Origin of the sequence: Mailhella massiliensis (assembly GCF_900155525.1) — a bacterium.
In the GTDB taxonomy this organism is placed as follows: domain Bacteria; phylum Desulfobacterota; class Desulfovibrionia; order Desulfovibrionales; family Desulfovibrionaceae; genus Mailhella; species Mailhella massiliensis.
The window spans coordinates 956,523-979,934 of the sequence record NZ_LT706951.1 but is presented as its reverse complement, the minus strand read 5'-3'; the positions used below and the strand labels follow the sequence as shown (position 1 = coordinate 979,934).

General features: G+C 61.5%; 17 protein-coding genes and 1 pseudogene. 10 read left to right on the top strand and 8 right to left on the bottom strand.

All coding sequences use genetic code 11. The annotated features are described in order from the left end of the window. The coding region (locus CZ345_RS17070) for a hypothetical protein (protein WP_162274961.1) at positions 1–184 on the top strand (184 nt) is incomplete at its 5' end. A 995-nt stretch (positions 185–1,179) separates the two neighbouring features. Here the strand turns inward: CZ345_RS17070 and CZ345_RS16905 are convergent. Beyond that, positions 1,180–1,350, bottom strand: a complete 171-nt coding sequence (locus tag CZ345_RS16905) for a hypothetical protein (protein WP_154674812.1) — start codon at positions 1,348–1,350, stop codon at positions 1,180–1,182. Positions 1,351–1,850: 500 nt separating this feature from the next. Between CZ345_RS16905 and CZ345_RS10015 the strand changes: the two genes are divergently transcribed. The 6 genes from CZ345_RS10015 to CZ345_RS09985 all read left to right on the top strand — a co-directional run bounded on the left by CZ345_RS10015 (position 1,851) and on the right by CZ345_RS09985 (position 9,279). After that, positions 1,851–2,489, top strand: coding sequence for an outer membrane protein (locus CZ345_RS10015; RefSeq protein ID WP_077072973.1), 639 nt, complete (start codon positions 1,851–1,853; stop codon positions 2,487–2,489). A 415-nt stretch (positions 2,490–2,904) separates the two neighbouring features. Next, the gene (locus CZ345_RS10010) at positions 2,905–3,405 is read left to right on the top strand and encodes an HIT family protein (protein ID WP_077072972.1); all 501 of its coding nucleotides are present in this window, start codon (positions 2,905–2,907) and stop codon (positions 3,403–3,405) included. A gap of 37 nt (positions 3,406–3,442) precedes the next feature. After that, entirely contained in the window at positions 3,443–3,820 is a 378-nt protein-coding gene (locus CZ345_RS10005; protein WP_077072971.1) for a LapA family protein, read from the top strand. A gap of 263 nt (positions 3,821–4,083) precedes the next feature. Continuing rightward, a complete protein-coding gene (gene mutS, locus CZ345_RS10000; RefSeq protein WP_077072970.1) occupies positions 4,084–6,795 on the top strand; it encodes a DNA mismatch repair protein MutS in 2,712 nt (903 codons plus the stop codon). Between the two features lie 1,315 nt (positions 6,796–8,110). Continuing rightward, a complete protein-coding gene (locus CZ345_RS09990; RefSeq protein ID WP_077072968.1) occupies positions 8,111–8,590 on the top strand; it encodes a lipoprotein in 480 nt (159 codons plus the stop codon). Continuing rightward, complete coding sequence (locus CZ345_RS09985) at positions 8,587–9,279, top strand: hypothetical protein (RefSeq protein WP_077072967.1); 693 nt, start codon at positions 8,587–8,589, stop codon at positions 9,277–9,279. The genes CZ345_RS09990 and CZ345_RS09985 overlap by 4 nt, the downstream gene beginning before the upstream one ends. A 12-nt stretch (positions 9,280–9,291) precedes the next feature. On the opposite strand, the pseudogene CZ345_RS16660 reads toward CZ345_RS09985, so the two are convergent. The 3 genes and pseudogenes from CZ345_RS16660 to CZ345_RS09960 all read right to left on the bottom strand — a co-directional run. Then, positions 9,292–9,399: pseudogene (locus tag CZ345_RS16660) on the bottom strand (IS5/IS1182 family transposase); the annotation flags it as partial. Positions 9,400–9,519: 120 nt separating this feature from the next. Then, positions 9,520–10,274 (bottom strand): IS5 family transposase gene (locus CZ345_RS16260; RefSeq protein ID WP_204224230.1). Its coding sequence is split into 2 segments (ribosomal slippage): positions 9,520–9,941 and positions 9,941–10,274, totalling 756 coding nucleotides; the frame shifts between segments, so codons are not numbered across the junction. 232 nt (positions 10,275–10,506) lie between these two features. Beyond that, complete coding sequence (locus tag CZ345_RS09960) at positions 10,507–11,667, bottom strand: MFS transporter (RefSeq protein ID WP_077072965.1); 1,161 nt, start codon at positions 11,665–11,667, stop codon at positions 10,507–10,509. A 96-nt stretch (positions 11,668–11,763) separates the two neighbouring features. Between CZ345_RS09960 and CZ345_RS09955 the strand changes: the two genes are divergently transcribed. Both CZ345_RS09955 and CZ345_RS09945 read left to right on the top strand, forming a co-directional pair. After that, positions 11,764–12,591 (top strand): MerR family transcriptional regulator, encoded by an 828-nt coding sequence (locus CZ345_RS09955; protein ID WP_077072964.1) that lies wholly within the window; start codon positions 11,764–11,766, stop codon positions 12,589–12,591. 476 nt (positions 12,592–13,067) lie between these two features. Then, positions 13,068–13,568, top strand: a complete 501-nt coding sequence (locus tag CZ345_RS09945; RefSeq protein WP_077072962.1) for a DUF2269 family protein — start codon at positions 13,068–13,070, stop codon at positions 13,566–13,568. A 683-nt stretch (positions 13,569–14,251) separates the two neighbouring features. Here CZ345_RS09945 and CZ345_RS09940 read toward each other — a convergent pair. The 3 genes from CZ345_RS09940 to CZ345_RS09930 form a co-directional block, all read right to left on the bottom strand. Beyond that, complete coding sequence (locus tag CZ345_RS09940; RefSeq protein ID WP_077072961.1) at positions 14,252–15,472, bottom strand: PDDEXK-like family protein; 1,221 nt, start codon at positions 15,470–15,472, stop codon at positions 14,252–14,254. A gap of 258 nt (positions 15,473–15,730) precedes the next feature. Beyond that, positions 15,731–19,180, bottom strand: a complete 3,450-nt coding sequence (locus tag CZ345_RS09935) for a pyruvate carboxylase (protein WP_239446656.1) — start codon at positions 19,178–19,180, stop codon at positions 15,731–15,733. 88 nt (positions 19,181–19,268) lie between these two features. Next, positions 19,269–19,922, bottom strand: coding sequence for a lipoate--protein ligase family protein (locus tag CZ345_RS09930; RefSeq protein WP_077072960.1), 654 nt, complete (start codon positions 19,920–19,922; stop codon positions 19,269–19,271). A 214-nt stretch (positions 19,923–20,136) separates the two neighbouring features. On the opposite strand from CZ345_RS09930, the gene CZ345_RS09925 reads away from it, so the two are divergent. Then, the gene (locus CZ345_RS09925) at positions 20,137–21,327 is read left to right on the top strand and encodes a tRNA nucleotidyltransferase/poly(A) polymerase-related protein (protein WP_077072959.1); all 1,191 of its coding nucleotides are present in this window, start codon (positions 20,137–20,139) and stop codon (positions 21,325–21,327) included. Between the two features lie 921 nt (positions 21,328–22,248). On the opposite strand, the gene mnmL is transcribed toward CZ345_RS09925, so the two are convergent. Then, positions 22,249–23,196, bottom strand: a complete 948-nt coding sequence (gene mnmL, locus CZ345_RS09910; protein ID WP_077072956.1) for a tRNA modification radical SAM protein MnmL/YtqA — start codon at positions 23,194–23,196, stop codon at positions 22,249–22,251. Between the last annotated feature and the right edge of the window lie 216 nt (positions 23,197–23,412).

Here is a 23,412-nt window from a genome sequence, read left to right as displayed (position 1 = left end):
CCGCGAGGCCCGCGCCGAAGCCCGCGCCGCCCGTGAGGCCGGCCGCCCCATGACGGACCCCTGGGAAAGGAACGACCTTGAGGATGCCGAAACCCTCTGGGCCAACGCCCTTATCGATGCCCTTCCCCCCGGAGCCGAAGCCCTCCGCCCCCGGCAAGGGGCAGACCGCGGGGCCGTCGCCTGAACCGCAGCCCCGGAATGCCGAGGGATACGGGGAAAGGCGGGAAAGGCACGCGGGGCGCCGCCCCGCACCCCGTGAGAGCGGAGGGGAAAGAGTTTTTCGGGGGAGATAATCTCCCCCGAACCCCCATGACCGGCAGGGCAACCGTGGGGAGGGCAGGCTGGGCCCTTCCTCCGACTCGCGGCCGCTCTGTTGTTCTCGGAAGGGGCGCGCCGCCCTTCCTTCGTGTTTTTGCCGTTCCGCGGCTCGTGGCATAAGGCCGGGCGCGGTTCGGAGCCGTCTTTTTGCCGAAAAGGGAAGGCTTGCCTTCCGCGTATGGGCCTCCATCTCAGTGTGAGCGTGTCCTTCGGACCCGCTCACGCAGGCCGACTCCGCCCCGGCCTTCGCCGGGTCGTCGTGTATAGGGAAGAGATTTAAAGAGCAGAGGAGCCGTTCCCCTGCGTCTTTTTTTATGTTGCGCCTGCAACAGCAGACCTTTTCAACGCGCTGTCCGGTTTCCGGCAGCAGAGGCCGCAGTATCCGTTTTGTTCCGCCTTCGTTTGCGAAGGGCAAAGCATCTCTCACGCAGGGAACATCCTTTCCTGCCCGATATTCTGCCTTCGTTTGCAAAAGCAGAACGCTTTTTCAACGCGGAATAACGTTTTCTTAACACAAAGGAATAACGTTTTCTCAACGCTCGGGGGCCCCCGGCCAGCCTTCGGGCGGCCGGGCCGCAAGGGCCGCGCAGGCGGAATTCACTTCCGGCGTAAGCAAGGCCCGAAGCGTGCAGGTCGCGTGTCCGTACAGCGTGTCCAGACCTGCCAGGCCTTTGCATTACCCGGGCGAAGGTGTCGCCCCCGGCCAGCCTTCAGGCGGCCGGGCCGCAAGGCGGGCGCAGGCGGCATTCACTTCCGCCGTCCGCGCGGAGCCGCGGCGTGCAGGCCCCGCGTCCGTACGGGGGCCGGTCGGACGGGCCTTTTACTCGGGCGAAGGTAAAGGAAAAAGACCGGTCTTCCGGCTTACTGTTTGCCCTGATGGTAGCCCTTGTGGTAGCCGCTCCGGGTATCGTTGATGGCGTTTTCCACCCCGGCCTGGGCGCGGCCCGCCGTTTCTCCCACCCAGGAGCAGGCGGCGGAAAGCGCGAGTATGGTCAGCATGGCCACGGTGAGAAGAAGGTGCACAGGTCGCATGGAGTCCCCGCCTTGTGTTTGCGCCGCAACGGCGCGTTTGTCCCCGGAAAGGGAAAAGTCGGCGTTCAGTTTAAACGCCGGCGTGCGGAAGGTCAAGAAGGGCCGCCGCAACGCCCCGGCAGGATGCGTTTTTCCGGGCATGGTGTTCTCACGCGGTTTTTCCCGCGCGTTTTCCGCCTGCCGGAAGGGCGGCGGCACGGCTCCTCCGGCCTTTGCGCCCGCGTTCCGGCGGCGCGGAGAACGCCCCGGCGGAAGGCGGAGAAAAGCAGGGGGAGGGGCCTTCCGGCAGAGTCGGGGGAAAGGTCAAGTTGACTTAAAGCCTGTGGTTTTCTATGCAGAAGCAAGGAGATGCCCGCTCTCGGCCGCGCCTTCATCGTCGGGTGCGGCGGGCTTTTTGACTTTCGGGCGGGCGTAGGACGATGCCTTCCTTCCGGGGAGGCCGGGCTTTTTTCCGCCCCCGCACGGGTGGAGCCGCGAATCTGCTAACCAAGGGGTTTTCCATGAAGAAATCTTTCCTCGCAGCCGCTCTTGCGCTGCTTCTCGCTCTTCCCTTTGCCGCGAAGGCTGCCGACAGCGGCATCTACGTCGCTCCCAAGTTCGTCATGGGCTACCAGAGCACCGACTGGAAGGTGAGCGCGCCGGGCTATTCCGCCTCCAAGGACAGCACGCGCGGCATTGCCGGCTTCTCCATTGCCGGGGGCTACGATTTCAGCGTGATGCACGGCATTCCCGTGCGTGCGGAACTGGAATACGGCTACAACAGCCGCGTGGATAAGAGCGTGGGCTACGGCGATGCCGAATCCCGCCTCCAGACCCTTATGGTGAACGGCTACTGGGATATCACCAACATCATGGACTTCACCCCCTATGTGGGCGCGGGCGTGGGCCTTGTGTTCGCCAACACGCGCGGCGGCATGGACATGGGCGGCTTCCACTACGGTTCTTCCGATACCGATGTGAATCTGGCCGCGCAGGTGGGCTTCGGCTGCTCCTACTTCTTCACGCCCAACATTTCCGCCGACCTCGGCTACCGCTACCTCTTCACCGGCGACGGTGAAGCCGGTTACGGCGCCTACAACCTGAAGGCCGATTCCCTGCGTATGCATCAGATTTCTCTGGGCCTGCGCCTTACCTTCTAGCATTCCGGCCGCGTTCTGCCGCGCGTTTCCCCTTTTCCGGGAAGAAGCCGCGGCCCCGGCTCCTGCGTTTTCCGGCTCCCCTTCCCCGGCGGAGGGGAGCCTCTTTTTCCCGGGAAGGCGCGCCCTTGTGCACAGGCTCCGCATCGTCCGAAGCATGTTTCGTTTGAAATGCTTCGTTATTGCGGCCTTGCGGCCTGTCTTTTGCGGAAAAAGCGCGGTTTTTCCGCAGGTTCGGGCAGGGCGGCGCTGTACCGCAGCCTTGCGTTTTCCTTTTTGAAGGGAAAGCACTCTAAAAAAAAACGCGAATGTGCGGTGCAAAAGACTGTTTTTCCCTTCCGTTTACCGGTAAATGACGCACATGGCCTCTTGCCGCTGCCGTGGCGCTGTGCTACTCTGTCCAAAGGAGACTGCCTTTATGAAAAATCTGTGGGCGCCCTGGAGAATGGAATACATTCTCGGGCCGAAATGTCATGACGGATGCGTTCTCTGCGCGCCGGAAGACCCGGCGGAAGACGAGGAACGCCTCATCGTGTACCGCGCCCGCCGTGTGTTCGTCATGCTCAACCGTTATCCGTACGCCTCCGGCCACCTTATGGTGCTCCCGTACCGCCATGTGGGCGATATTACGGATCTGACCACGGAAGAGGCCGCCGAACTCATGGCGGTGACGCAGCTTTGCTGCCGCGTCCTGCGGGAGACGAGTCACCCGCAGGGCATCAATGTGGGGCTGAATCTGGGGGCCGCCGCAGGCGCAGGCATAGGAGAGCATCTTCATATGCACGTCGTGCCCCGCTGGAGCGGCGATTCCAACTTCATCGCCGTGCTCGGCGATGTGCGTGTCGTCCCCGAAGCCCTTGTGGAAACCCGTCGCCGCCTGGCTCCGGTGTTTGCCGCCCTGGCGGCCCGTTCCGCCTGAACCTTTTTCCGCGTGTGCTGCCGCAAAAGGAGACGTCATGCGCTATCTCAAGGTATTCTTTCTGGTGTTCCTGTTCTTCCTGGTCATGATGCTCTTCGTGCAGAACCAGGCTTCCTTCTCCGACATGGTGACGCTGAAGTTCGACCCGATGTTCGCCCCGGCCATGACTTCCGCGCCGCTGCCCCGTTATGCGCTGCTGCTCATCAGCTTCGCCATCGGCGCGGCCGTGGTGCTCGCCATGCTCATGTGGGACAGGATCACCCTTTCCGGCCGCCTTACCGCCGCCCGCCGTCGCGCTTCTTCTCTGCAGAAGCAGCTTGACAAGGTGACGGCCGAGAAGGAAAAGCTCATTGCCGAAAAGGCCCAGCTTGAAGCCGCTCTCAAGGAAGCCGAAGCCGAAGGGGAAGCGGAATAGGCATGTTTTCCGGCGCGCGCGTTCTGCGCGCCCGTCTCCGGTTTCGCCCGTATCGGGCGTTGTCCGGCGGGGCCTTTCGCCCGGGCGTTTGCCGCAGGTGAGAGGTTCCGCCGTTTTTTGTCCGCGCGGCGGAAGGCAGGGGCGCGGCTTGCCTCGCCCTCCGGCCGCGCAGAAGTCCGTTTTCCCTCCGGGGAACGCGCATTCCGCCGCCTCGCGCGGCATGGGATTCATCATTCAAGGGCATTTGCGAAGGAAGGGCAGGCATGAGCGAAAACGCACCCAGGCTTACGCCTATGTACAGGCAGTATCTGGAGATTAAAAAGGAATACCCCGACGCGCTGCTTTTCTACCGCATGGGCGATTTTTACGAGCTGTTCTTCGACGATGCCGAAACCGCGGCGCGGGAACTGCAGCTTGCGCTCACGAGCCGCAGCCGCGACGAAGGCGGCGTGCCCATGTGCGGCGTGCCGTGGCATTCGGCGGAAACCTATATCAGCCAGCTTGTGGAAAAGGGCTTCAAGGTCGCCGTATGCGATCAGATGGAAGACCCGAAGCAGGCCAGGGGGCTGGTGAAGCGCGGCGTCACCCGCGTGGTGACGGGCGGTACCGCGCTGGACGACGCCAACCTCGAGGCCAAGGCCCACACCTATCTCGGCGCGTTCTGCTGGGATGAAGCCGCCGGAGCGGGGGGCTTTGCCTGGCTCGACGTATCCACCGGCGCGTGGACGGGGCTGCAGTCTTCCCGCGAGGAGGAACTCAGGCAGTGGGCGCTCAAGATGGCCCCGCGCGAACTTCTCGTGCCGGACAGGGACGAGGTGCCGCTTTCCTTCTCCACCACGCCGGGCATACAGCTGGTGCGCCTGCCCTACCGCAGCCATTTCGAGCTTCCGCAGGCAAAGGAAAGGGTGCTTGCCGCCCAGCATGTGCAGGAAGCCGCGGCTCTGGGGCTGGAAAAGAGCCCGCAGCTCATGCAGGCCTGCGGCGCGCTCATCGCCTACCTTGAGCAGATGCAGAAGCAGGACCCGGCGCAGCTTGCCCCGTTCCGGCCTCTGGAAAAGGGCCGCTATCTCATTCTCGACGAAATTACCGAGCGCAATCTCGAACTGTTCTTCCGTATGGACGGCAAGCGCGGCGCGGGCACGCTCTGGTCCGTCATGGATCATACGCGCACGCCCATGGGCGGCCGCCTGCTGGAAGAGCGTATGCGCTGCCCCTGGCGCAGGCTGGAACCCATTGTCCGCACGCAGGAGGCGGTGGAATTCTTCCTTGCCCGCAAGGATGTGCGCAAGGCCCTGCGCGAGGCGCTGCGCGGCGTGTATGATATGGAGCGCCTTTCCACCCGCATCGCCCTGAACCGCTGTCAGCCGCGCGATTTCGCCGCGCTCAAGGAAAGCCTGCGTTCCCTGCCCGCCGTGCTCGACGCGCTTACCCTGCCCGAAGGGGACCGCCTCTCCACCGAGGACGACCGCCGGGGCGAAGCCCTGCCCGAGGCCGTGCGCCACATCGTGAAGAAGTGGGACGGCCTGGACGACATGGCCGACCTGCTCACCCGCGCCCTGCGGGACGATCTGCCCCCGCAGATTACCGAAGGCGGGCTGTTCCGTCAGGGCTACAGCGAGGAACTCGACGAGCTGCTCGACCTTGTGGAACACGGCGAATCCCGTCTTCAGGCCCTGCTCCAGGAAGAGCAGAAAAAGAACGCCATGCCCAGGCTGAAGCTGGGCTACAACCATGTGTTCGGCTACTATTTCGAACTTTCCCGCGCGCAGCAGACCTCGCCCATTCCCGAGTATTTCCAGCGCCGCCAGAGTCTGGTGAACAGCGACCGGTTCACCACTCCGGCCCTTCAGGAACTCGAAGACAAGATGCTCACCGCCTCCGAACGGCGCAAGAGCCTGGAATACCGCCTTTATCAGGAACTGCGCGTGACCATGGCCGAGGCAAGGCCGCGCCTCACCGCCGCGGCCGAGGCCCTCGCGCTGCTCGACTTCTGGCAGAGTCTGGCCCACGCCGCGGAAAAGAACGGCTGGTCGAAGCCGGAACTGTACGAAGGCGCGGACCTTTCCCTCCGTCAGGGCCGCCACCCCTCGGTGGAGGCCGTGGTGGGCCGTTCCGCCTTCATTCCCAACGACCTCGTCATGGATGAATCCCGCCGCCTCGTGCTCATCACCGGGCCGAACATGGCGGGCAAGTCCACCGTGCTCAGGCAGACGGCCATCATCGTCATCATGGCGCAGATGGGCTCCTTCGTGCCCGCTTCCGAGGCGCGCATAGGTCTGGTGGACCGCATCTTCTCCCGTGTGGGCGCTTCCGACAACCTCGCCCAGGGGCAGAGCACCTTTATGGTGGAAATGATGGAAACCGCCCGCATCCTGCGCCAGGCGGGCAGGCGCAGCCTCGTCATTCTCGACGAAATAGGCCGCGGTACCAGCACCTTCGACGGCCTCGCCCTTGCCTGGGCCGTGGTCGAGGAACTCTCCCGCCGTGCCGGCGGCGGCATCAGAACCCTGTTCGCCACCCACTACCACGAGCTTACCGGCCTCGCCAATACCCTGCCCGGCGTGTGCAATATGAATATCGCCATACGCGAATGGAACGGCGATATCGTCTTTCTGCGCCGCCTCATCCCCGGCCCGGCCGACAGAAGCTACGGTATCGAGGTCGCCCGCCTCGCCGGCGTGCCTTCCTCCGTGGTGCAGCGCGCCCGCGAAATCCTCTCCCAGCTCGAGGCCGCCCGCGGCAAGGCCCGTGTGGCAAAGCTCGAGGCCGCCGTTCTCCCCGGCCTCGATATCCGCCCCGCATCCCGCCCCGAACCTGCGCCTGCTCCCGCGCCCCGGGCCGAAGAGCACCCCCTGCTCGATGCCCTGCGCGCCGTCGACCCCGACGCCATGACCCCCATGGAAGCCCTGAAGCTCCTTTCCGACTGGAAAACCCTCTGGGGCCGCCCCCCTGCGTCGCCTGAAAACAAGAAGTAGGCGCAGCAACAAGGTCCCGGGAAAGAGAGAAAAGGCAGGAAGAAAGGAAAGGCACGCGGGGCGCCAGCCCGCACATCGAAAAGCGGGGATTTGCACGCCCTGTGGAATGGTGGGGAAAGAGTTTTTCGGGGGAGATGATCTCCCCCGAACCCCCGTCATAGGCAGGGCAACCGTGGGGGAGGGCAGGCAAAGCCCTTCCTCAGGCTCGCTGCCGCCCTGTTGCTGCTTTCAGGTGGGGGACGCCGCCCTTCCTTCGTGTTTTTGCCGTTCTGCGGCTTGCGGCATAAGGCCGGGCCGTTTCGGGAGCTGCCTTTTTGCCGAAAAGGGCAGGCTTGCCTTCCGCGTGCGGGCTTCCCTCTCCGTGTGAGCGTTTCCTTCGGACCCGCCCACGCAGGCCACTCCGCCCCGGCCTTCGCCGGGGCGTCGTGCATAGGGAAGGGATTGAAGGAGCAGAGGAGCATGTTCCCCTGCGTTTTTTTATGCTGTGCCTGCAAAACAGAGTTTTTTAACGCCCTGTCCGGTTTCCGGCAGCAGAGGCCGAAGTATCCGTTTTGTTCCGCCTCCGTTTGCGAGTGGCAAAGCATCTCTCACCGCAGGGAACATCCTTTCCTGCCTGGTATTCTGCCTTCGTTTGCCAAGGAATAACGTTTTCTCAACGCGGAATAATGTTTTCTTAACACAAAGGAATAACGTTTTTTCAACGCTCGGGGGCCCCCGGCCGGCCTTCAGGCGGCCGGGCCGCAAGGGCCGCGCAGGCGGAATTCATTTCCGCCGTAAGCAAGGCCCGAAGCGTGCAGGTTCCGCGTCCGTACAGCGTGTCCAGAACCGACGGGCCGTTGCGTCCCGCGGGAGAAGGTGTCGCCCCCGGCCGGCCTTCAGGCGGCCGGGCCGCAAGGCGGGCGAAGGCGGAATTCACTTCCGCCGTCCGCGCAAAGCCGCGGCGTGCAGGTTCCGTGCCCGTACAGTGTGTCTGAAGCAGACGGGCCTTTGCGTCACGCGGGAGAAGGTGTCGCCCCCGGCCAGCCTTCAGGCGGCCGGGCCGCAAGGGCCGCGCAGGCGGAATTCATTTCCGCCGTAAGCAAGGCCCGAAGCGTGCAGGTTCCGCGTCCGTACAGTGTGTCTGGAGCAGACGGGCCTTCGTGTTGCCCGGAGGAAGGTGTCGCCCGGCGAAGGAGAAAACACCCGGGTATCTTGACAGAAAAGGCGGGAGAGCCGAAAAAGCGGTTGTAGGCGTGGGCGCAATGCGCCCGGTCTGAGCGGCTGTCCTGCATTTAAGCGGGGGAGCAAACCCAAGGGATATCGAAAGGGATATCGGATGAGAAGAAGATTCGGCGTTTTTCTGGCCTTTTCGCTTTGTCTGCTGCTGGCGCTTGCGGGGTGCGGGCGCAAGGGAGCGCCCATTCCCGACTATTCGGTGGACGAGTTTGCCTTCGGCGAGCTGAGCGCCGAGGCTGCGGCGGACGGAGCCGTCACGTTTCAGGGGGCGATAACGGGGGCGTCGCAGAATGTGGAGTACATGGTTCTGGAAATGCAGGCCGTGGACGGGGAACTTTGCGAAGGCTGTCCCTTCCTGGCGCAGGATCAGTACCGCATCGACGCGCGCGACGCCTGGGAGAACAATTCCGGTTCCGCGTTCAGTTTCGTGTACCGCCCCGTGTTTCCGGGAACAATCTATCGCTGGCGTCTTATCGGCCATAATCTTTATTCGGGCCTGCCCGACGTGACGAGCCCCATGCAGACGGTGTTCATGCAGGGCGCTTCGGGGGCGCTGTCCGTACCCGGAAGGGGAGAATGACCATGACCGTGTTTCAGCGTGCCGCCCGCGCGGCGTTGTGCCTGCTCGGGCTGTTTTTCTTCTGCGGGGAAGCGCTTGCCGCCACCTATGCGGATTTTCGTGCCGATATTGAATACCGGCGGGAAGGCGGAGCGGTGCGCCATTGCGGTTCGGCCATGTCGTCCGGGCACTATGCCCGCATGGATGTGGATCTCGGCTCGGCCGGAGCCTTTGCGCTTATTGTGGATACGCAGCAGAACATGCTGCGCGTGCTTTCCTACCGCCTGAAGGCCTATGTGGAAATCCCGGTATCGGGCGATCCGCGCAACTGGCGACACCTTGTGCAGAGTGCGGCCGCGGCCGTCATGCCGCAGAGCATGGGCATGATAAGCCTTCAGGAAAAGGAATACACGCCGCTCGGCAAGGACAACTGGCAGGGCTATCCCGTCCGCAAGAGCCGCGTGGTGTTCGAGGCGGGCTTTATGGGCAGCGTGAACCGCTTCACGCTGGAAGTATGGGAAAACGACGCCTTCTCTCCCTTCCCCATGCATGCCACCTCGCAGGAAACCCGCGCCACCCATGCGGCGAGCGCGTGGCTCATGAACATTGCAGCGGAGCAGTCCTCCCGGTCCATGTTCGAGATTCCTCAGGGCTTCACCCGCTATACCTCCATCATGGACCTCTTTTTATACGCGCTCACGGCATTCTAGGTTCAGGACTCATTAAATATAAAAGATGACAATGGCAGCGAGACAAATGGCCGAAAAGAACGTGTGTGCACAACGGTCATAACGCATGGCTATTCTGCGCCAATCCTTGAGTCGGCCAAACANTCAGGCCGCCGAGCAGCATGATGGAGCCGAGAAAAGTATAGGTGAACAGCCATGGTCTTCCGGTCACAGCCTTGCGGGTGATGAACCACAGCGAGATGAACCTAGGTTCAGGACTCATTAAATATAAAAGATGACAATGGCAGCGAGACAAATAGCCGAAAAGAACGTGTGGGCACAACGGTCATAACGCATGGCTATTCTGCGCCAATCCTTGAGTCGGCCGAACATGATTTCTATCTTGTGCCGCTGCTTATAAACCTCCTTGTCATAGGCCACCGGAGTTTTCCGGCTGTGTCTGCCGGGAATACACGGCGTGATTCCTTTACGGGACAAGGCATGACGAAACCAGTCGGCATCATAGCCTCTATCCGCCAGAAGCTCCCCGGCCTGCGGCAGAGTATCAAGCAGGACAGCAGCGCCTTTGTAGTCGCTCACCTGACCGCCGGACAGATGGAAGGCCAACGGTTGACCGAAGGCATTGCAGACAGCGTGGAGTTTTGAATTCAGGCCGCCTTTTGTGCGTCCGATACATCGGGAAAGGCCCCTTTTTTCAGCAAACTTGCTGCTGTCCTGTGTGCCTTGAGATGTGTGGCATCAATCATCAAGCGTGTTGTGGAGCCGTTTTGCTCAACAAGCTCCGCAAAAATCCTGTTAAAGACACCCAATCGGCTCCAGCGGATAAAACGATTGTAGAGAGTTTTGTATGGTCCATACTCGCGCGGAGCATCTTTCCATTGCAGGCCGTGCTTGATGACATAGATAATGCCGCTGACGACACGCCTGTCATCGACTCTCGGAATGCCATGGGAACGAGGAAAGTAGCGTTTGATACGAGCAATCTGTTCATGAGAAAGATAAAAAAGTTCCTTCATGGCATCCTCCCTATGCCGACAATAAGAACTTCTTACCCTTTTGGCAACTAATGAGTCCTGAGCCTAGGGCCGTTTCCGTGCTTCGGAAAAAGCCCGTACCGGAAGAACCGGTACGGGCTTTTTCATGAGCCCTGCGGACAGAGAATGACCGGGGAGCGCTCTTTCCCGGTCGGAACTTTTTATGGGGGCTCCCTGAGGGTAGCTCTCGGCGCGGATCTGCCGTGGCGGGCGTTCAGCGGGCGCGTTTCCGCTGCGTTTTTCTGAGGACGACGGAACCTGCGGTAAGCACGAGGCATACGAGGAATATGGTGCTCAGGGATTTTTCCAGCCCGTAGTCATGGGCGAGAAAGCCCAGCATGGGGGGAAAGAGGAGCATGCCGCCGTAGGAAAGGACGGAGACTGCGGCGCTTGCCTGGCTGGGGCTGACTCCGGGGCAGGTTCCCGCGCGGCTGAAAAGTATGGGAACAATGGGCGAAAGCCCCGCGCCCATGCAGGCATAGCCCGCAAGGCAGAGCAGGGGGCTTTTGCAGAACAGCACGAGAGCCATGCCGACCGTGGCCAGCAGGCCGCCGAAGAAGACGATGGAGGAATCGGGCCGGCGACGCCGCAGTCCGTCGCCGAAGAGGCGGCAGCACACGGTCGCGGCGGAGAACACGGCAAAGGCGCATGCCACCGTGGATTCTTCCGCGCCCTTTACGGTAAAGAGCAGCAGGCTTCCCCATTCTGCGACGGAACCTTCCGCCACATAGGCGAACATGGCCCCGACCCCGCAGAGCACGACGAAAAGAGGCACGGGGGAAGCGCCCTTCTGCGGCGTGTTGTCCGCGGGGGGCATATCGTCCATGAGCCGCGGCATGGCCCAGGGGCGCAGGCAGGCGTATAGACCGAGCACGCAGGCGGCGTTGATGAAGGCTCCGAGGTTCAGGGCGGCGAACAGCGCGCCGCCGAGGGCGCCCGCCACGCCGCCCAGGCTGTAGGCCGCGTGCATGAAGGCCATGCACGGGCGTCTGTAGCGGCATTCAAGCTGTATGCCCTGCGTGTTCATGGCCACATCTGTCATGCCCATGCCCAGCCCTGCGGGGATGAAGGCCGCGCCGAGCAGCAGGGGATCGGGGGCCAGCGCGGCGACAATCACGGCAAGAAGCAGCATGAGCGAACCTGTACGCAGTACGGTACGGCTGCTCCACCGGGAAATGATTCTGCCGCTGCAAAGCAGCGCAACCAGACTGGAAAGACCGATGCAGAACAGAAGCAGACCTATCTGCGCTTCGTTTGCGCCCGTCTGTTCCTTGAGGGCGGGCATACGGGAAGTGAGTATGCCGTAGGCAAGGCCGGGGCAGAGGAAAAAATACGCACATGCCGCGTGTTGCGGGCCATAGGCGGATGGAAACATGAAGTCGACCTCCTTGCGGTGACCTTCAGGAAAAGGGTTTGACGGGTTCATCGTTCAGTATAAACTCTGGGGTAAGACAAGGGTCAAGAAGAAGTTATGAAAAGCAGGAACGTCTTTCCCACGGGGGAATTTGCCCGGCTCTGCCTCACGACAAGGGAAACCCTGCTGCATTACGACAGAAAGGGTATTCTCAAGCCGCGCCATGTGGCGGAAAACGGCTATCGCCTTTACGGGGCGGAACAGTATTTCGATTTCGACATGATTTCCCTGCTCAAGGATGCGGGCTGCTCGCTGGAAGAAATACGGCGGTGCCGCGAAGCCGGGGGCGGGTATATTCCTTTTCTTCAGGAACGCCTCGTCCGGCTGCGGGAGGAGAAAAAAAGACTCGAAGACCGCATAGCCATGTTGAGCCGTATGGTGGACATGGCGGAAGAAGCGGAACGCGCCGCCTTCGACACGCTTTTTTTCGAGAAGCGAAAGGCGGAACGGGCGCTTTTCCATGCCGTGGAACCGGAAAGGATGCTCCGCCACGCCTCGCTGGTGGCATGTTATTCCGAATCCCTGCGGGCGTGGGCGGAAAACGGCGCTTCCGCAGGCCTGCCCCTCGGTTCCGTCATTCCGCATGAGGACGCCCTGCGCGGAGCCTTCCGGCCCGCGTATGTGTTCCGCCGTGCAACGCAGGGGGAAAGGGGCGATACGCGCCGCATTCCTGCCGGAACCTATGCCTGCATGTTTCATAAGGGCGACCTGGAAAGCCATGCCCGGGCCTTTGCCCGCATGATGGAGGACGTGAAGGCCCGCAGCCTCACCCCCGCGGGCGACGTGTACGCCCTGACGCAGATGAGCTATGTGCTGTGGGAGGATAACGGCGAAACCCACATTGCCCGTTACGCCGTCCGCGTGGAGGATGCGCCCCGGCCGTGAAGGTGCGCCGGAGAAGCAGGGGGACGACGCCTCGCGCGGGAGCTTCCCGGCGGAACGCCGTATGCTTTGGAAAAAGCCGTCGCCTCCGCCCCGTGACGCAGCTTCGGCCCATGGCAGGCTCTGGTATTTCCCGTGAAGGGCAATGGGCGGCAGCGTGCCGTCTGAACCGGCACTGCGCAAGGGGAAGAGGGCATGGCGGCAATGTGTTGTGCCGCTTTCCGGCGCGGGCTTTCTGACTTCGCGAACGGGGAAGGGGCCGGTCCGGCCGGTTCTGTCGAAGAGGGGCAGAGGACTGAGGGCAATGCGGGGAATGTTTTTGCTGCCGGAAGGGACGCCTGCCGTTTCCTGGGGAAATTCATGGGGATGCCCGGCGGGCAGAGTTTCCGATGCCCGGCAAGGCGTCTGTCTTCTGCGGAAATGGGCCTTTGCGCTGCGCGGGCCGGATGTGCTAGGGTGGCGTAAAAAGGAGCAAGACCATGTACACCATGAGTGCCGCTGCGCAAAAAGTGCTCAAGGCCGTGCACCTCATATCCGTCTGCTGCTGGCTGGGCGGAGGAACGGCTCTTTTTCTTCTGTCCGCAGCCAAGTATCAGGGCTGGATTACGGGGCAGGCCGTTTACGGAGCCGATCTCGCGGCCCATGTCATCGACCGCTGGGTGGTGGTGAATCTGGGGGCCTTTCTTTGCTTTATGACCGGGCTTGCCTACGGCGTCCTGACGAAGTGGGGATTTTTCCGGCATCGCTGGATAGTGTTGAAGTGGGTGGTGCTTTTTCTGTGTATCGGCTTCGGCATATGGCTCGGCGGAAAAGAGCAGGCCATGCTTGCGCTTTCGCATACGCTGGGGGAAGAGGCCATGGCTGCGCCGGAATACCGGGCGGTGCTGCTTCCGTACTGTCTGGGCGGACTTATGCAGATATGCGTGCTTGTCGCCGTTGTTTTCATCAGCATATTCAAGCCGTTCGGCAGAAGAACGTGATGCGCGGCCTTTTCCCTGCAGTCGCGTGAGCCTTTTCAGGCTCTCGCGGGCGTGTTCCGTGCCTTGCGTGCCGGCGTATCCTCTGCGCGAAGCCCCGGCCTTTCGGGAGGGAGGTTCATGCCCCGGGCAGAGCAACGGGCTGCGTTTTGCCGCCCGCATCACGCGTTGCATGATAAGGTATCATGACCGTGTGTTATGCATAAATCATGGTGAAACTTCTCTTTGCCGGAAAAGGCGGCAGCAAAAAACGCAAGGTCGCAGGGAAGGTATGGGCAGGGGAAGGTGAAAGACCTCATGGCGAGGGGTAGGGCCGGGCGCTCCCGGAAGGAGGGGGGCGTAAGATGCAAACGAGTTCTCCTCCCGGGCTGTTCAGAGGTCTGCATGGCAGGGGCGAAGCACGGGGCACGCTTTGCGGCCGTCCGGTAAGGGCAGGCATCACCCCCTCCCCTTGTGCAGGGAGTCGACGCTCCCGCCGCGACATGTGCGGCATATCTTCCATGCGGGCAGGTATGGGGCGGTATGTCTTTCCGCATTCCCGAAAAGGAAGATATTCCTCCGGCAAAGGAGGAATGCCCTTGCGGCGTGCCTGCGGAACACTCCGCCGTCTCTCGCTGTGTTGCCCTTGAGCGAACTTCCGGCGCAAGCTGTTTCCGCAGGCAAAAGGAAGGGAGAGCGGAGGAAAATTACCTGAGGAAGAGTTTTTGCATGATCATGAGGACATTCCATTGTTTTTCAAAAACGGGCATCAGCCTCCGTGAGGAAATCTCCGAGTAAGACATGATGCAATAGGTATTCCATGCCCTGAACGAAAACGACGGATTATTGGTTATGTCTTTGATGACATCAAGAAGCAGGCGCGACATTCTTTTATTCTTTCGTATGTCCGCCGTATAGACATAAAGCCGTACGGAATATGTATTGTTTTCACAGAGCGAGATTTTTATGTACGCAGGCCAGTATGTGTCGTTTTTGTCCGAATGAGCGGATATCCTTTCGCTTGTGAAAATGCACGAATTTTTTTGTATATAATAGGGTAAGCCGTTTTTTCCTTGAAAGTGAAGGTTGTTTATTTTGTCTATGATTTTTATCTCGTTGATATACTTATATCTTTTTATTAACATATCAAAAATGTATTTATGTTTTATATATGCATTATATAATGAAATATCAAATTCTTTTTTCTTTGATATGAATTCTTTAATGTCATTTTCAGATATTTCTTTTACTTGTTCGATGAGGTTTGAATATTTAAGGCATAGCTTGTCTATGCAGTTGTCGAGATTGCTTTCATCGGTAATGGCATAATAAAATGATTCTAGTATATATTTTATTTTATGATCTTTAATATGGCTTTTTTGATCAGAAATAAATTCTGATATCCAAGAATAGTCAAGGGGAATCCAGCCCATTTTAGCAATTTTTTCTATCTCAAACATATTCATGTTGATATCAAGATAGACAAAAAAGGTTTTTTCAAGTTTGTTTTTTCGCGTATTGGAAAAATATTTTTTATAGAAAGAAAGCTGGTTGTTATGCTCTTTTGAGCCGAATTTGTTTTCAATGACGATGCACGTTTTGTCGTTGACGATGAGAATGTCGAGACGCCCTGTTTTTCCCCTCTGTTCGATGTTCTGTTCCGTAAGAATGGTGGCGGACTTGAGGTCTTCGGCGCTCAGACGGGCGGAGCCAAGAAAGGCGTTGCTTTTCAGGGCCTGGTTCACCATCTTGATGAATTTTCTCAGAAAGGCATTTCCCAGCGTGTGGCTTTCTTCGGGATCAAGAAGCCATGCGATCAGTTGAGATGTGCCGAGCTCGTTGAGAGATATAAAATCAAAGATGTTGTTTTTTTTGGAATAATTGATGACATTCTGATCTTTTTCAAAGTTTTTTATGCATTGACTCATAATATGTCCTTTTTTTTAGGATAAAAGGGATGACGCATTGCTGTTGTTTTTGGGATATCCCGTTGTTCTCTGTTGATCAAGAAAAGATGTTTCCGGCTTATATGAATGTTTTTAAGACGGCTGAAGAATAGAGATTTTTCTGTTCCTGTATTCTTACATGGTTTATGAGTTCCGGGCCTTCTTTTTTATCTCCCTCCGGGCAAAAAAAATCCCCCGTCGGCATGAACCGGCGGGGGATGATTCAGCGTTTATACGCGCTTAGTTCTGTTCTTCCTGAGAAACGGCGCTGCCGCACCAGGGGCAGAACTTCATGGCTGCGGAAGGCAGGGGCTTTCCGCATTCGGGGTTGGGGCACACGGTGGGGCAGGGGCCGAGTTCCACGATGAGCTCGCCTTCGCGCACGGGAATCATCTTGCGCGTGGTCTGGTAGTCGGCCGTCTTGAGCACGCGCTTGACGATGCCGTCGGTGGGCGCGAGCACGGCCTTTTCCTGCTTCATGATGGAGATGTTGAACAGCTCGTCCCCGGCCTTCACGATGTCGCCGGGCTTGACGTACACCACCCACAAATCGCCGTTGGAGGGGGCGGAGATGTGGTAGATGTTGTCTTCGTCGGCCATGGTGGTGTCGGCGGCGGCCATGCGGCCTTCGGCCACCTTCACTTCATGGCTGATGATGATGGAGTCGAAGCTGTAACGCACGCTCACGGTACCGTGGTCGCTCACGGGGCTGACGCGGAAGATGGTCATCTTGTGAGGCTTGCCGCTGGAATCGGTGAACTGCAGTTCCTGGCCCTGCTTGAGGCCTTCGAACCACACATGCAGGGGCAGGCGGTTGGGATCGCCGTACTTCTTCACGAACTGCATGGTCTTCACCGCGTCGCCGGGGTGGTTCAGGTACATGACCAGCTCTTCGTCGTTGGGCGTGCGCTTGATGATGTCGGCGCAGGCCCTGGCTTCGGCGTCAATGTTCACGTCCTTGAGGTGTTCGAGGGGAGAATCCTCGGTGCGGGAGGCAAGGGCGGAACGGTAGCTCGCGCTGCCGAAGGCGCTCTCGTACACCCAGTCTTCGGGGAAGCCCAGAGGCAGGCGGCCGAACTTGCCGAGCAGGAGATTCCTGAAGGCGTCGTTGCAGTCGCGGTAGATGTCGAGGCGCTGTTCGCGAAGGATGTCGTCCACCTGATCTTCGGGCGTGGCGGCGGCAAGCTCGGCCACGCGGATGAGTTCCTGCACGCCCTTTTCACCGCTGCGCTTGAAGGCGTTGGTCACGGCGAGGAAGGAGGTGTTCCAGGTGATCTGGGAACCGGGCGTCACGTCGTGATAGCGCACGATCTGACGGATGGCGGCGAGGAAGCGCAGCATGTAGGGCAGAAGCTGGATGTAGCCCTGCTTCATGGCGCCTTCCTGCGAGGAGGACGTCGCGCCGCCGGGCATGCAGTGATGCACGGCGTTGTAGTCCGTGCCCTGGAAGTAGGGCGAGCAGTAGCGGTCGTAGAAGGGCATGATCTGCTTGAGCACGAAGTTGGCCTGGGCGATCATGTCCTTGTTCACCATGGTCTTCAGGCCGAGCTCGCCTTCCATGTAGGCCACCGTGGCGAGGATGTCGCCCTGGCCGTAGGTACGCACGCTCGCGCCGAGGCCCGTATCCACGATCTGCACGCCGGCCTTGGCGGCCGCGCCCACGGCCGGGATGAACAGGCCGTCGGTGGCGTGGCGGTGATAGTGGAGCACAAGGTCGGGCCAGCGCTTCCTGATGGCGGTGGTGAGGCTTGCGATGAAGGAGGGCGAGCAGATGCCGGCCATGTCCTTGAGGCCGAGGATGATCATGCGCGAGGCGTCCTTCTGATTGCAGCCCGCAATCTGACCCACCATGTCGAGGGTGGCGGCCGTCACGTCAAGGTAGTGGTCCACGTCGAAGCCCTTGGCCACGGAAATGGACAGGGCGGGTTCGAAGACCACGTCGTTGCGGGAGAGCACCACTTCGGCGATGGGGCGCATGTTGCGCATGTCGTTCAAGAAGTCGAAGCAGCGGATGATCTGGTAGTTGTCGCAGATCATTTCGCCCGTGATGTTCATGATGTTGCGCGGCTGCGGGGTGTAGCCGAGCACGTTGGTGGAACGCACGAGAAGCTGCTTGAGCGTTTTGGGGGCGAACTGATTCCAGGCCTGCGCCTCGGTGAAGGGGTAGGTCATGTTGGCCATCATGGCCACATGGAAGTGGGCGCCGCCGCCGTTTTCCAGAGAGAAGAAGTTGCACGAATCGAGATACGGCCCGATGAGCGCGTCTTCGGCAAGGCGGAAGCGGTTGCCGGTGTTGGACTGCGTCATGTCGCGGGTGGTGGTGTCGGTGAAGTGCACCGCCTTGGAATCACGCAGAAATTCCAGCAGCTGATCGCGTTCGTGGGGGTAGGGGCTCGGGGCGTAGCGGTCCGCGCCGGAGATATGCGGCAGCGCGGGCTCGAAGGCGGGCAGGCGCGGCGTATCCACGGAACGGTACTGGCCGAGCTGCACGAAGGGGTTGTAGCCCCGGGCGGAGATTTCGGCCACCAGATGGCTCAGACGTTCCCCTTCGGGAGCGATGTCCTGATAGTCGAACAGCTCGGGCGTGTTGGCCACGAAGTTCGTGTCGAACACGGCGGAACGGAACTGTTCGTTCTGCAGGATGTGGCGGTAGAAGGGAATGGTGGTCTTGATGCCGGAGATGGTGTATTCTTCCAGCGCTCTGTCCATCACGCTCAGGATGCGTTCCCAGCTTCTGCCGAAGGCGATGAGCAGCGCGCCCGCGGAATCGTAGTTGGAGGGGAAGTCGTAGCCCGAGCAGAGGTTGGAGTCGAGGCGGATGCCGGGGCCGCCGGGCGATTCATAGCGCACCACGCGGCCGCAGTTGGGCGTGAAGTTGTTCTGCGGGTCTTCGCAGTTGATGCGTACCTGCATGGCCCAGTTCTGCGGCCTGGTGTTCTCTTCGTCGAAGGGGAGCTTCGCGCCGAAGGCGATGGCGATCTGCGCGCCCACGAGGTCGATGCCGTAGCGGCTTTCGGTGATGCCGTGTTCCACCTGCAGGCGGGTGTTCACTTCGATCATGTAGGGCGTGCCGTCCTGCGTGACGAGGAATTCCACCGTGGCCACGGAGTAGTAGTTCACGGCCTTGACCAGACGGCGGGCGTAGTCCTTGAGCTGTTCGCGCAGCTGTTCGGTCATGCCCGGCCAGGGGGAAGGCGTGATTTCCACAAGCTTCTGATGGTTGCGCTGCACCGTGCAGTCGCGTTCGTCGAAGGCGAACACGTTGCCGTACTGGTCGGCGATGACCTGAATTTCGATGTGGCGCACATGTTCAAGGTAGCGTTCCACGAAGAGGCGCGGATTGCCGAAGGAGGCTTCCGCCATGGTGGAGGCCTTCACGAAGGCGTCTTCCAGCTCCTGCATGGTGCGGATGACGAAAATGCCGCGGCCGCCGCCCCCGCCTTCGGCCTTGAGCATGACGGGCAGGCCGATTTTCTTGATGATCTTGCGCGCTCCCTCGATATCCACCGCGCCGTCGGAGCCGGGAACCACGGGCACGCCGATCTTCATGGCGAGGTTTCTCGCCTGCACCTTGTTGCCCAGAAGGTTCATGGATTCGCAGGTGGAACCGATGAAGGTGATGCCCGATTCGGCGCATTTGCGGGGGAAGCTGTCGTCTTCCGAGGCGAAGCCCCAGCCGGGGTGTATCATGCGTGTCTCCTGAAAAGGGGTTGAGGGCGGGGCCGCGCTTCCCATGCAGGGCTGCGGCCTCAGATAATCTTGTGCCTTTTAACTATAGTCATTCCCCGCCGCTTTTCAACTTTTNCGGACAGGATACGGCATTCAGCCCTATGCCCGCAATGAGCGCCCCGTGACGTTCTTCGATGAGCATGCCGCCCACCTTGCGGCAGTCTTCCCTTCCGGGCATGACGCCGGGCCGGAACGAGGGCGCGGCCTGAAGAATGTCGTTGGGCCACTTGAGCATGACGGGGCAGCCTTCCCCGCACAGGGCCTCGGCCACCAGCGCGCCGCAGGCGGGCGCGGCGGCAAAGCCGGCAAAGGGCCCGTCCGAAGGCAGGCGCAGGGCGGAGTAGAGATTGCCGGAAGGCGAGCTCCAGTTGCGGCGCATCTGGCCCCGGCCCGCGCTCTGGCAGAGGGAAAGCAGCGAGGCCCATTCCGGGAACGCCCCGGCCTCGAGCAGCACGCGCGCCGCATCAAGGGTTGAGGTGGCCGCCCCCGTGATGTATAGTGGCCCGGGCAGTCCGGGTTCGGCTTTTTCCAGCCACGAAATCGCGCCGCATCCGCCCTCCTTCCAGGGAGCGGAGCTTTCCGGCAGGGCAAGGGGGGAGGCGGCTGCCTCTTCCGGGGAAAAGGGCAGGGCGGAAGGCTCGCCGCCGTTTCCGGCGGGAGGCAGGCCCCTGTAAAGCAGGCGGACGACGGAAGGTTCGTTCATGGGCTGTCCTCAGAAGCAGTTTTTTCTTCCTTCAGGGAAGATTCCGGCACGGCGCTTTCCCTGCCGGGATTGCGGCGGACCGGCCGCACGGCGGGCGGTGCCCGCAGGATGGATTCGGCCCCCTTCGGGGCGGGGAGTGCGCGGCTCCCTTCACTTTTCTCCCTTGGGGAAGCCCCGCCTGCCGCGCAGGCTGCGGCGGCCATGGATGACGCGAATGACGCAGTGGTATGTGGTGGGCGGCGCGGTGCGCGACCTTCTTCTCGGCAGAAAGGTGCACGATGTGGACATTTCCTTTTCCGGGAGTGCGGAATCTTTTCTACAGCGCTTCCCCGGGGCGCGCAAGGCCGGAGGAAACCTTTCCATCTGGCTGGTGGGGCCGGACGAATTCACCGCGCTGGAAGGCGGGCCGGAACAGGACATGTTCACCCGCGACCTTACCGTGAACGCCGCCGCCTTCGATGCCGAAGGCCGCCTTGTCGCCCATCCCCTTTTTCTCGAAGACCTTGAGCGCAAAACCCTCCGCCTCGCCTCGACGGACGCCCTTGCCCGCGACCCGCTCCGCGTGTTCCGCGTGGCGCGCTTTGCCGCAACGCTTCCCGGTTTCTCCGTAGAACCTTCCACCCTTGAGGCCATGCGCGCCTTTGCCCGCGAAAACCCCGAAGATCTGGCCGCCCTGCCTGCCGAAAGGGTGGGGCGCGAAGTGCTGCGCGCGCTTTCCTCCCCTGCGCCCTCGCGCTTCTTCCTCGTGCTGCGCGAGGCGGAGTGCCTCTCCCCCTGGTTCCGCGAACTTGCCCCCGCCGCCGATATCCCCGCAGGCCCCCGCCCCTGGCACGACAATTCCGTGCTCGACCATACCCTCGAAGTCGTGGACCGCTGCGCCGGCCACCCCCTTGCCGCATGGATGGCCCTGTGCCACGACCTCGGCAAAATCCGAACCGACGCCTCCATCCTGCCCCATCACTACGGCCACGAGCTGAAAGGCGCGGAACTCGCCCGCAGCCTCGCTTCCCGCCTGCGCCTCTCCTCCCGCTACGCCCGCGCCGGTGTGGCCGGTACCATTTTGCACATGAAGGGCGGCATGTACGGAACCCTTCGCGCCGGTACCCGCCGCGACATGCTCTGCAAACTGCAGGAGACCCGCATCTTCCACGATTTCTGGGTGCTCGCCGGAGCCGACGGCGGCTGGAACTGGGAACCCATGGCCTCCCGCGACCTCGACGCCATCCGCGCCGTCCGCCTGCCCGAAGCCTGGCGCAACAAGGGCGAAGCCTCCGGCAAAAGGCTCCGTCAGCTCCAGTGCGAGGCCCTCTCCCGCCTGCCGCAGTTTACCCCCGAACGCGCAAAAAACGCTCCCCCTCTCCCTCAGGTTGAACCCGGGGCCGGAAAAACACAGGAACAGGCGTAAGTCGCGGCCGAAACGGAAGCGGGAAAAAGAGGGAGAGAGAAAGAAGGCAGGAAAGGCAGAAAAGGCGGGCGGGGCTGCGCCCCGGCCCCGTGGAAGGCATGTTCCGGGGGGAATGATTCCCCCCGGGCCCCCTCAATGGGCAGGGCGAAGGCCTTCCCGGCGCGAATTTTTTCCTTCGACTCCCGGCCGTTTTTTCGTCGCGCTCTGAAGGCGGGAGCAGCGTTCCTTCCGGTTTTCCGCCGTTTCGCGGCTCGTTGCATGATTGGGTACCTTACCCCCGGAGTCCGTCTTTCCGCCGGAAAGCGGGGCAGGGAGGGGAAAGCGTTGCCGCACCGCATGACCCCGGTCGCGGAAAGTTCCGGCGTACGGCGTTTCGGCTGCAAGCTCCGTGTGAGCGTGTCCTTCGGACCCGCTCACGCAGGCCGACTCCGTCCCGGCGTTGCCGGGCCGTCGTGTCAAAGGAAGGGATTGCAGGAGCAGGGGAACGTTGTGCCGGGGGCATGGCTTTATTCCGCTCCCGCTTCAAGCACAACGCTCCCATCGTGGAATCTCTTCCTCTGGCACTGTTTTCCGGCGCAGGCCGGAAAACAGTCGGCCGCCGCAGGTGGGCGCGGCAGCGCACACCTGCACGGAGTACGGGGCAGGAACGTGACGGGAAAAGCCTTTCCGCGCCCTGCGGCCCTGCGGGTACGACAGACCTTTTCGTTTATGCCTCTCCGGCCTGCGCCTTCCTGCCCGACATGCATCCGTCACGGCCGTGAGTCGAAGGAGGGCTCCGGCAGTCCCGCCGCCTTCCGCCCTGCCGGATACGGGGGTTCGGGGGAGATTATCTCCCCCGGCGGGGGCCGGGGCGGAGCCCCGGTGCCTTTGCGGGGGTGCGGGGCTTTGCCGCGCCTGCCTTTTCAGCCTTTCCTTTCTTTTTCAGGCAAAGGGGTTCTTTTCCGGGGCGTCGCAGGCTTTGCCCTGCCACCAGTCGTTGTATTCGAGGATGGAGCGGATGAGGTGGAGGGTGCCGCCCTTGTCCACGGCCCAGGAGGGTGCGGCGAGTTCGCCGGGGGCGGGGTCGGCGCAGATGCGGTGCATGACCACGGCGGAAGGCAGGAAGGTAAGGGCTCTGGCGGCGAGGGCGGCGTACTGTTCCTGTTCCAGAGGAACGAGGCGTCCTTCCTTCCACTCTTTTTCCACGGCGGTTCCTCTGGGAATATAGAGGTTGTGGAGCTTGACGCCCTGAACCGGCAGGGAGGCGGCCCACTGCACGGTTTCGAGGAAGTCCTCCTCCCTTTCTCCGGGCAGACCTGCCATGAGGTGGAGGCACACGTTCACGCCGAAGGAGGCGGCAAGGCGCACGGCGCGTTCGGAATCGGCAACGGTATGGCCGCGGTTGATGCGTTCGAGCGTGGCGTCGCGGCAGCTCTGCGCGCCTATTTCCAGCCAGAATTCCCTGAAGGGCAGGGCGGCCATGAGGGCGAGCTTTTCCTCGTCCACGCAGTCGGGGCGCGTGCCCACGCACGCTCCGGCAATGCCGGGCAGGGCGGAAAGTTCGTTCAGCAGCGAGGCGAGGCGCGAGGCTGGGCCGTAGGTATTGGTGAACGACTGCAGGTAGCCGAGAAAGACGCGGCAGTCTGCGCCGGAGCGGGAATGGGAGAATCGTTCGCGCCAGTAGTCCCACTGGCCGCGCAGGCCGAGGGATGCGCGCCCCGTGCCGGAGCCGTCGGCGTTGCAGAAGGCGCAGCCGCCGGTGGAAAGCGTGCCGTCGCGGTTGGGGCAGGTGGAACCCGCGTCGAGGGGAATTTTCCGCACCTTTTCGCCGAACACGGCGCGCAGCCGTTCATCGAGGGAAAAGTAGCGCGGGGCGTTGTTTCTGTTCATGGGGCATCCTTGAGTTGCGGTCTGTTGCAGCGGCGGAGCCGGGGGAAGGGGCCTCTGCCGTTCCCTGCGGAAGGAGCGGAAAAAAACGCTGGTCGGAATGCGGAAAAAAGGATTGACAAGAGGCCCCTCGCGGGGGAAACTTTTTCCCTTCCGGTTCCTGTGCAGGCCACGGGGCTGGGCCGCGTCGTATTGACAGGCCGCCTTTTCTATGCCTAG